This is a genomic window from Kitasatospora sp. NPDC056327, assembly GCF_042261735.1.
GTDB lineage: Bacteria > Actinomycetota > Actinomycetes > Streptomycetales > Streptomycetaceae > Kitasatospora.
The window spans coordinates 1-7,052 of sequence record NZ_JBHJRC010000378.1 but is presented as its reverse complement, the minus strand read 5'-3'; the positions used below and the strand labels follow the sequence as shown (position 1 = coordinate 7,052).

Below are 7,052 nucleotides of genomic sequence, written 5' to 3'. Positions count from 1 at the left end.
ACGGACCGCGGCGCGGCTTGTTGCTCAGTGGGCGTCAGGACGCCCCGGTCACACGGCCTGCCAGAGGGCCGGGACGTTCGGCGGCTCCCAGCCGACCAGGGCGGTGTGGCCCTGGAGGCAGCGGTAGCTGGCACCGTTGTAGGTCACGGTGTCACCGGCCTGGTAGTTGGTGCCGGCGGCCCAGGTGCCACCGGGGTTCGGGGTGCCGGTGCCGACCGTGAGGCTGAACTGGGCGGTGTGCACGGTGGCGCCGGCGGTGCCGGTCACGGTGATCTGGTAGGTCCCGGTCGCCGCGGCGGACGAGGCCGACAGGGTCAGCGTGGAGGAGGCGCCGGACTGGACGGACGCCGGGCTGAAGGCCGCGGTGACGCCGGACGGGAGGCCGGAGGCGGTCAGGGCGACCGTCTGCGCGGTGCCGGAGATGACGGCGGTGTTGACCGTCGCCGTGGTCGAGGCACCCGGCTTGACCGAGGCGGACGACGGGTTCAGCGCCAGCGAGAAGTCGTTGGTGCCGTTGTTCGAGCAGGTCGGGTCACCGGCCTGGGCGGGAACGCTGACGGCGTCCCAGGCGGCCTTGGTGCGGTTGAAGAGGTTGCAGCTCGGGTCGAGGTTCTTGGCCGCGGTCAGGGTGGTGGTGCGGTACTTCTTGTGGGTCATGCCGCTGGTCTTGAGCAGCATGCCGCCGTAGAAGATCCGGCCCGCGTCCTTGATGCCGACGCCGGTGACGCTGGAGTTGTTGCAGGTCGGGCTGGTGGGCTTGCCGCCGCCCGGGTTGGAGCCCTCGGCGAGCAGGTAGAACCAGTGGTTCAGCGGGCCGGCGGCCGCGTGGACCTCGGTGCTCGGGATCGAGGAGGAGTAGCAGTTCGGGTTGTTGCCGACCTGCGAGGGGTTGTACATGTTGCGGATCGGGCCGTTGCCGACGAGGTTGATCATCTCGCCGACGAGGTAGTCCGCGGAGTCGTACGGGGCGGACTGGTTGGCGTAGGCCTCGGTGAGCGCGCCGAAGATGTCGCCGGTGGCCTCGCCGAGACCGTTCTCGTTGTTGGCGCCGCCGGGGGTGAACTGGTCGATGCCGTGGCCGAACTCGTGGCCGACGACGTCGATCGAGGAGATCCACTCGTTGCTCTGGCTGTGGCCGATGGAGATCGACGAGCCGTCCCAGTAGGCGTTGACGTCGTTGAGGCCGACCTTGACCGGCCAGCTGCCGCCGTTGCCGTTGTGCCCGTTGCGACCCAGCCAGTCGCGGAGCATGTCCCATTCCTTCTGGGCCGCGAACATGGCGTCGCCGCAGCCGGTCTCCTTGCTGGTGGCGCTGCCGTTGCCCCAGGTGTCGGAGGACTTGGTGAAGACCTGGCCGGTGGCGTTGTCGGCACAGCTCAGGCCGGGGCGGCTGGGGTCGCGCAGCGAGAAGGAGCTGCCCGAGCCGGTGGTGGTGATGCTCGGCGAGGGGCCGTTCCACTTGCTGTTCAGGGTGCCGGCGCGCACGTCGTCGTAGGTCTCGATGACCTCGCCGCTGCGGGCGTCGACGAAGACGTGCAGGGTGCTCGGGGCGGTCGCGGTGCGGCCGGTGAGCACGGTCTCCCAGGCGAGGCGGCTCTCGCCGTCCTTGACCTTGACGACCAGGCGGCGCGACTGCACGCCGTCCACCTGGGCGAGCTTGGTGCGGGCGGTCTTCTCCGCCTTGGCCGCGCTGACCAGGGTGGTGGTCGACACGCTGATCGGGGCGGTGGTGGCGGACTGCTGGCCGCGGACCTTGCCCTGGCCGTCCGCGATCACGACGGCGTCGCCGCCGACGACCGGCAGGCCCTTGTAGGTGCGCTCGTAGGCGACCGAGTAGAGACCGGCCAGCCACGGGGTGACGGACTGGCGCTCGTAGGTCTCGTCCGTGCCCTTGGCCAGGCTGTCGAGACCGGCTGCGGCCGCCTGGTCGGCGGCGTTCACGGCGGCGGCCAGCGCGCTGGGCGGCGTGGTCGGGACGGGCGCGGCGGAGGCCGGACCCGCGGTGGCGGCGATCATGCCGGCCAGCACGGTCAGGGTGGTCGCTGCGGTCAGCAACCGGCCTGCGGTGGCTGTGCGTTGCATCGGGGCTCCTCGAATGTGGGGGACCCTGGTCGCGGACAGCAGGGCTGGTGGCGCACGGCCGCATGGGGACGGCCGTGCGGGCGTCCGCGGTCGGGTGTCGGAACCCTCACATGGCGTCATGCTCCGGTCAATAGTTGGTGCGTGTGATGCGCGAGGTTGGCAAGTTCCGTCAAGCCGCGGGTCCGTTCGCCGGCCGACTCGGGCGCGGCGCACCGTGGCTGAAACCGCGTCACCGATCGGTGGCACCGCCCGCCCGGTCCTCCTGCGCCGCCGGTGGCCCGGGCCCCGTCGGCCCGGTCGTCCCCGGTGGCCGTGCCGGGTCCGGCCGCCGCCCTGGAGCGCCGGGCACGGACGCCCGCGGCGGACGGCGCCGCGGGCGTGGGGACGGCGAGGGCGGGTGCCGGCTCGTGCTGCGGGGGGTTCTGCGGGCGCCTCCCGTACCCTGGGGAGAGCCGCCCGCTCGCCGGAACCGGGGGAGAGCGGGGAACGGCCGGCGTTCGAGCGGGAGGTGCCGATGGACGGAAGCAGCGTCCTGTGGTGGATCACCGGCGCGGTGGTGGTGGTGACCCTGGTGGTCGCGGTCGTGCTGGTGGTGAAGCTGGTCCGGACCAGGAGGCTCCTGGCCTCGACCGGCATCCCGATGTCGGCCAAGGTGCTGTTCTGGGCGTCCATCGCCTATCTGATCAGCCCCGTCGACCTGCTCCCGGACCCCATCCTGCTGGACGACATCGGCCTGCTCCTGGTGGCCCTGCGCACCGTGCACAAGGCGGTCGGGCGTGCCCCGCAGGGGCCCGACGCGGCCGGGGGCCGCGAACCCGTCTGACACGCCCGGCCCGCCTCCGGTCGGGCCCTGTGCGAACCCGCCCGGTACGGGGCCGGGCGGGTTCTTCCGTCACTGCGGGTGCGCGTCCGGCGCTCGGTGGTCACGACCGGAGAAGGTGCGCCGGCCCGTGCCCCTGCGGATCACGGCCGGTCGCCGTCACGGCCGGTCACCGGAAGGGCGCCGTTTCCCCGGGCGTCAGAGCTTCTCGCCGCAGGCGACAGGGCCGAAGAGGTCGATCCGGCCGGTGGTCGACAGGGACAGCTGGACCGTCCCCTCGGGGCAGCTCTCCTGCGGGCCGCCCTTGGCGAAGTTGGGCACGTACACCTTCACGACCCGGTGTTCCGGCCGGTGCGTGCCGGTGGTGTCGCAAGCGGTCTCGCGCGTGACGTTCGCCCCGCCCAGGACCTTCGCCTGGTAGACGCAGTCGCCGACGATGATCCTGGGTCCCCCGCCCATGCCGGGGTCGCTGGGGTGCGGGGGCTTGAGGTTGCGCAGGCAGGCGTAGGCCCCCCGTCCGTCGCCCGCCGTCTCGGTCCCGGTGGCCTGCGCCAGGTTCCGGCCGAGGTCGAGGACGAGGTCGGTGGTGTCCTCGCAGTCCGTGCCGACCGTGGCCGCCGTGGCCGGCACGCCGGCGGTGGCGCCGGGCGCCGCGGCGGCGCCGCGCTTGGTCACCTTGGCCACGGCGAAGACGTCACCGCAGTCGACGGGCTGGTAGGGCGCTCCGGAACCGCCCTTGGACTTGCCGATGACCGGGCCCGCGCACTGGCCGACCGCGAAGTACGCGTCGCTGAGCTCCAGCTCCGTGGGCGGCCCGCTCGCGGTGGGGCTCGTGCTCACCGAACTCCCGCCGGCTCGGGCGGGCTCGGTCGCCGTGCCGGGCCCGGCCGGGCCGGGCACCGTCGTGCCGGGCGTCCTCGTACTGCCGGAGGACACGCTCCCGGTGGTTACCGAACCGTCCGCCGCCGGCGCCGACCCGTCGGATCCGCAGCCCGCGAGCGCAAGCCCCGCCACGACCAGACAGGCCACCCGAACCGCCCGCCCCCGTACGTTCCACACCTGCATCCCGCCTCCTTCCGGCCAGGCTAACACCGCTGTGGCGGGGGACAGTTGGGTTTCCGGAGACCTCGCCCGGGCCGCCTGGGACCACGGTTCCCCCGGGGAGGTGTCGCACCTACCCGGATCGCCGACGTGCGAGGTGGACGACGATGTCGGCGGTGATCTCGACCCTCTCCGGCAGGATCCGGGCGATCGCGCCGAACGCCTGCTGTCTTGCCGGTTGCGGCAGTTGGAGATACGCCGAGACGGTCGACAGGTAGCCGACGTACTCGGGAGCGCTCATGGTCAGGCGCCGCTCGATGACGGCCTGCTGAACGTCGAGGAACAGCGGAGACCGCTGCAGCTCGGTACCCGGCCACTGCATCGCCTCATTCGGGGCGGTCCCGTCGGGGGACGGCACCTCGTCGTTCTCCAGGAACGGTGCCCGTGCCGCACGCACGGACTCCTCGACGGCCGGGTCGGCCGGCCGAACCGGGCCGCCGAACGAGGCGAACACACCCTCCGGCTCCAGCAGTGCGGCCACCCTGGACCACCGGCCCTCCGGGCGCGTCCAGTGCAGGGCCGCCGCCGCACAGACCAGCCCGTAGGTCTCGCCCGGGCGCAGTTCCTCGAACGCGGCCCGCACGGTCGTCACGTTCGCGGGCACGGTCCTCCTCAGCTCGGCGAGCATGGCGGCGTCGGGCTCCGTGGCCGTGACCGCGACCCCGTGGCCGGCGAACAGGCGGGTCGCCTTGCCCGTCCCCGCACCGATCTCCAGGGCCGTCCGGACCGGCCGGCCCGCGTACGTGATCACCGACTCGAAGAGCTCTTCCGGATACCCCGGCCGGAACCGCTCGTAGGATTCCGCGATTGCGCCGAAGCTCAGTGCACGAGCAGACATGCCGGACATCCTGGCACGACCGGCGGGAGCCTGCCCGACCGGCGGGGGCGCAGCCCTCGAACCGGGAAGGACGACAAGCGCTCGGAGGCGCTGGAGCGGCGTCGGCGAGGGCAGCGTCGGCGAGGGGCATCGGCGAGGTGGCCGGGCAGGGCCGTGTCGGTTCCGCGGAACCGGCGGTGAACGGCCTTCCGCACCGGGCCGGCCGATCGCACCCCGCGAGCGGTGACCGCTCACGCCCCGTGGACCCGAGCCGTGTCACCCGTGCGGGGTGGCACGGCAGTTGCTTCGGCCGCCCGGCCTCCTGGTGCGGTGGTCCGGGGTGTCATCGGCGACCGGTACGTTGTGCCCGCGCGTACGAAGCGGCGTGACGCCGTGCGGCACGACATGGATCCGATCCGAAGGAGTACCCGTCATGACGTCCGAGACGACCCCGGCGAACGACATCGAGGGGTGGGACGCCGCGTTGACCGGCGCGTTCGCGATACTGCTCGGCGAGGAGTCCGCCGGCGATCCCGGCACCGGGTACGGGGTGTACCACGCGTCGGACTCCATCGACGAGTTCCTGTTCCCGAACTCCTGGTTCACGCCGGAGGGCCTGGCGGCCCGGGAGCCGAGGCGCTTTCCGGACACGGACGGGCCGTACCCCTTCTCGCCGTGGACCTGGCGCTTCGACCTGGGCGGGTCGCTGTTCCTGTTCGACGCGGATCTGCTGGCGGGGGAGGGGCCGTGGGGCGCGGACGGACACAAGGGGCCCCGGCCGTTCGACGACGCCTTCGTCGCGGAGCTGCGGGCGGCCTCGGTGCCCGACGAGTCGGGCGGCGCGCTGGTGTACGGCAGCGAGCTGGGGCCGCTGCTCGGCCGTCACGGGATCGATCTGACCACCGAGAACGCCACGAAGCTGAACAACTGGCTGATCGTGCTCCTGCGGGTCGCGACCGACGGCACGCTCGCCGACGCGATGCGGGCGGCCACGTTCACCGAGCGCGGGCCGGAGCACCTGGTCTCGGTCCGCGACCTGTCGGGCCCCGACGTCGCGGGCGAGCCCTGGGAGTCCAGGCTGGTCGCGGTCGCGCACCCCGCGCTCCGTGACCACCTGCGGATGCTCTGCCGCTCGGCGGAGGCCGCCCGGAGCGGGGGCGCCTTCTACTCGGGTGCCGACCACTGGCCGTGGAGCGACCTCCTCGACGTGGCCGGCTGTTCGCTGGTCGCGGGCTGGGGCTTCGGGGAGTCCCAGGCCGGCACCGCCGTCGTGCGGCTGCCGGATGCCGCCGGGGCGCGGCGGACGTGAGGCGGCGGTGCTGCGGTCCAGCAGACGGGCAGGCAGGTCGGCGCCCGGTTCCTCGGCGGGAACCCGTGCACCCGTGCGCCGACCCGAGCCCGGTCGTCGGAGCGCGGCACGGGAGTGGGACGATCGGGTGATGCTGGAGTTGCTGCCGGGGATCGGCGTGGTCCTGCCGGACGGGGCCGGGACCCTCAGGTTCGGGATGACATCCGGGGAGGTCGCCGCGGTGCTCGCCGGGACGCCCCGCAGCCATCGGGCGAGGCAGTGCATGACGCTGAGGCGCACCGACTACACGCAACTGCGGCACGCCCACGACGCGTGGCTCCGCGGCGTCCTCTTCGATCCGGCGTGGAACACCGTCGCCGTCCTCGATGACGTCCTGCTGACCGTCGCCGGGGGCGGACCCGGCGGCGGACCCGGCGGCGCCGACCGTCTGACCCAGGTGGTCGTCGAGGCCACCGGGCCCGTCACCGCGCCCGCGGCGCACGCGGTGGCGTGGGACGGGGTGGACCTGTTCGGCCATCCGGCCCCGGACGTCGCCTCCGTGCTGCCGGCACCCGCCCGCCCCTCCGGACCGACCGCCGCCGGCGGAAACGAGGCCGACGCCGCCGACGACCTGACGGTGCCGGCCCTGGGGCTGTGGCTCCGTCGGCACCCGAAGGCCCCGGACCGGTGGTCGCAGCTGACCCTGCTCGCAACGCCCACGGGTTGGGAACGCTGCTGCGCGGGCGCGTTCGCCTGTGCGGACGGAGGGGACGGCCTCGTGGGAGTCCTGCGCTGAAGCCGGTCCGCGGCAGCGGAACGCGCGCGGAGGTCCCGCTGCCGCGGAAACCGCCGACCTGCGCGGGGACGTCACCGACGTCACCCGCAGCCGCGCGCCGCCCGGCAGCGGGAACCGCGTCCTGGCACCGGGCGCTCCGACGAGGCGT

The 7,052-nt window shown here is 73.6% G+C and carries 6 protein-coding genes; 3 read left to right on the top strand and 3 right to left on the bottom strand.

The genetic code is table 11. From position 1 onward, the window contains the following. Nucleotides 1–48: 48 nt before the first annotated feature. On the bottom strand, nucleotides 49–2,082 hold the full coding sequence (locus ACFCX4_RS33260) for a M4 family metallopeptidase (protein WP_376150678.1): 2,034 nt from the start codon (nucleotides 2,080–2,082) through the stop codon (nucleotides 49–51). 514 nt (nucleotides 2,083–2,596) lie between these two features. Here ACFCX4_RS33260 and ACFCX4_RS33255 point away from each other — a divergent pair. Beyond that, the gene (locus ACFCX4_RS33255; RefSeq protein WP_376150677.1) at nucleotides 2,597–2,905 is read left to right on the top strand and encodes a DUF1232 domain-containing protein; all 309 of its coding nucleotides are present in this window, start codon (nucleotides 2,597–2,599) and stop codon (nucleotides 2,903–2,905) included. A 195-nt stretch (nucleotides 2,906–3,100) separates the two neighbouring features. Here the strand turns inward: ACFCX4_RS33255 and ACFCX4_RS33250 are convergent, their stop codons facing one another. Continuing rightward, complete coding sequence (locus tag ACFCX4_RS33250) at nucleotides 3,101–3,742, bottom strand: hypothetical protein (RefSeq protein ID WP_376150675.1); 642 nt, start codon at nucleotides 3,740–3,742, stop codon at nucleotides 3,101–3,103. Between the two features lie 334 nt (nucleotides 3,743–4,076). Beyond that, on the bottom strand, nucleotides 4,077–4,841 hold the full coding sequence (locus ACFCX4_RS33245; RefSeq protein ID WP_376150673.1) for a class I SAM-dependent methyltransferase: 765 nt from the start codon (nucleotides 4,839–4,841) through the stop codon (nucleotides 4,077–4,079). A gap of 412 nt (nucleotides 4,842–5,253) precedes the next feature. Between ACFCX4_RS33245 and ACFCX4_RS33240 the strand changes: the two genes are divergently transcribed. Both ACFCX4_RS33240 and ACFCX4_RS33235 read left to right on the top strand, forming a co-directional pair. Then, on the top strand, nucleotides 5,254–6,129 hold the full coding sequence (locus ACFCX4_RS33240; RefSeq protein ID WP_376150671.1) for a hypothetical protein: 876 nt from the start codon (nucleotides 5,254–5,256) through the stop codon (nucleotides 6,127–6,129). Between the two features lie 130 nt (nucleotides 6,130–6,259). After that, entirely contained in the window at nucleotides 6,260–6,904 is a 645-nt protein-coding gene (locus ACFCX4_RS33235) for a hypothetical protein (protein WP_376150669.1), read from the top strand. The last annotated feature ends 148 nt before the right edge of the window (nucleotides 6,905–7,052 follow it).